This is a genomic window from Geomonas sp. (genome assembly GCF_056994735.1).
The window spans coordinates 1-2,042 of the sequence record NZ_JBXKJL010000395.1 but is presented as its reverse complement, the minus strand read 5'-3'; the positions used below and the strand labels follow the sequence as shown (position 1 = coordinate 2,042).

Below are 2,042 nucleotides of genomic sequence, written 5' to 3'. Positions count from 1 at the left end.
CCACGATGAAATCGAGGCCCAAAAGGGCCAGCGAGGAAAAGAGCATGACGAAGGTGGTGGCGTAGCTAAGAAGCCCGAACTGCTCCGGGCCGAGGTAGCGCGTAACCCAGACGCTGACCAGAAGGCCTGTGCCCATGCGCAGGACATTGTCGGCAAAGAGCCACCCGGTGTTGCTGATGGCTTTCTGCAGGGCTTGACGCCCCTCCACCCTGCTCTTTATAAAAGCTGGCAGGTATTGGGTCCAGGCATGGTCCATACTTAGAGTTAAACCTTAATGTTGAACATCTTTTCACTAGAGTGCAATTATGACCGTGTATTTACCATATATCCTGTGTGGAGGCCAGGGAATTCGGCGGCGGCACAGGCTCAGGGCCATCACTGATACAGGCACGGTAAGGATTGGACTGACAGCAGGCTTAATGTCATTGCTCTAATCATTTTACTGGTGACTCTGTTCCGCGTTTTAGCCTTGCCCGCTGCTGTTGTAAATGTTATAGGAGTCACTATCTGAGGTGTGGGGGCCGGCTGGGAAGAAGAGGCCGGTGACCAGGGAGAACTGAGGAGGGATCATGAAGGCGTATTTCTATGCGGCTTTTCTATTGACTGCTTTTGCCCTGCCGGCTTATGCCGGCCACGGCACTATCGAAGAGACTGATGATGTCATCATAGTCGAGTACACCGGGGACGCGGCTGACAACCAACCGGCGAAGAAGGGGGAGGCGCCGCCACAGGGGCAGTCTCGGCAGGCCACGCCGCCGTCTGAGACGGTGCCGCCATCGACCCAGGTCGCCACGGGCGACGGGGATGGCGAACGGACGGCCAAACCCCGTACCTCGGAAGATTACGAGGCCCGCAAGAAGGCGAGGGCTGAAAAACGCGCCGCCCGCAGGGGAAGGGGGCTCGACCCCGGAGCTATCAGTGTTGAGGACTAAGGCAGGAGAACGTTCACGGATGGTGAGGCGACTGCGGAGATGTCGATAGCGGGACCCCTGATGGGATCTCTACTGAAAAGCCCGTGATCTTTTGGATCACGGGCTTCTTTTTATTCGGAAGTACCAATCTTCCGCCAGCTTCCAAAACTGTCATTCCCGAAGCGATTCTGATCGGGGATCCAGCTCCTAAACGACGGGAAATCTGGATCCCCGATAAGGGCATTCGAGGATGACAATCTCATAGCGGAAGATTGGCGCTAATTAGTTTCCACTTTGTCGGAGCTCCCCTCGATGGGCGGGAGCTACTGTCTTTCGACTTCCCCGGAGCTGCCGCGGTGGCGGTGAGCTGCTCTCTTTAGTCCTTAACCATCAGCCACCGAGAGACCGGGAATGAGAGCAAGACGTCTAGCCCTCGATGCTCTCCCTCTTCCCGGCCTCTCCGTGGCCAATGGTTTCGCCTTTCGTCAGCGCTGATGGAGATTCCTTTGCCACGATGGCCAGGGTAAAGGCGGCCACCGGCAGAGTTCTACTTCTCCCTGATTCCGTACGGTGTGCCGAACAACGACGGCACCTTTATGACCCTGCCGATGGCAAAGACCAGTACGCAGCTCGCCGCCATGATGGCGCCATCCAGCAGGATCGCGGAACTCCAGTTCCCCGTCGCATCGCGAAGCGCACCTGCCACGACCGGCGACAAGACAGCACCGATCTCGGCAACGAGGTTCCACATGCCGAAGGCCGCTCCGCGCAGTTCGACCGGAGCGAGATCGGCCGTGACGGTGTAGTTGACCGCCTGCAGGGCGAAGAAGACCACCCCCGACACGAAGAGAAGTATCGACATTACCACCAGGTTTTTCTGCCCGGACATGAGGTATGCGGCGAAGATGAAGATCAGCACGGTAAGGGCAAGCATCAGGGTGGCCAGGGAGTTCCGACGGCCGTTGTGCCTTAGGGCCATGATGTCGCCGATCTTTCCACCGAGCGGGAATCCTATGAAGCCGGCCAGGCCGTTGAAGGAAGCGACCAGGGCCGCGGAGGAGAAGGCGCCGCCGCCGAATTCCTTTACGATCTCGACCGACCAGTAGCCGTAGAACCAGAGATGCCAGCAGA

The 2,042-nt window shown here is 58.1% G+C and carries 3 protein-coding genes; 1 reads left to right on the top strand and 2 read right to left on the bottom strand.

Annotated features, from left to right (window positions below; genetic code table 11):
* On the bottom strand, positions 1–208 hold a 208-nt coding region (locus AC11W3_RS16985), incomplete at its 3' end, for an oligosaccharide flippase family protein (protein WP_484093407.1).
* A gap of 361 nt (positions 209–569) precedes the next feature.
* Here AC11W3_RS16985 and AC11W3_RS16980 point away from each other — a divergent pair.
* Entirely contained in the window at positions 570–932 is a 363-nt protein-coding gene (locus AC11W3_RS16980; RefSeq protein WP_484093406.1) for a hypothetical protein, read from the top strand.
* A gap of 526 nt (positions 933–1,458) precedes the next feature.
* Here AC11W3_RS16980 and AC11W3_RS16975 read toward each other — a convergent pair.
* Positions 1,459–2,042, bottom strand: a 584-nt coding sequence (locus AC11W3_RS16975; protein ID WP_484093405.1) for an MFS transporter, incomplete at its 5' end; no start/stop codon positions are given.

What these genes read in the sequence shown, in the direction of transcription:
- AC11W3_RS16980 (WP_484093406.1), top strand. Translation starts at nt 570, where the DNA reads ATGAAGGCGTATTTCTATGCGGCTTTTCTATTGACTGCTTTTGCCCTG.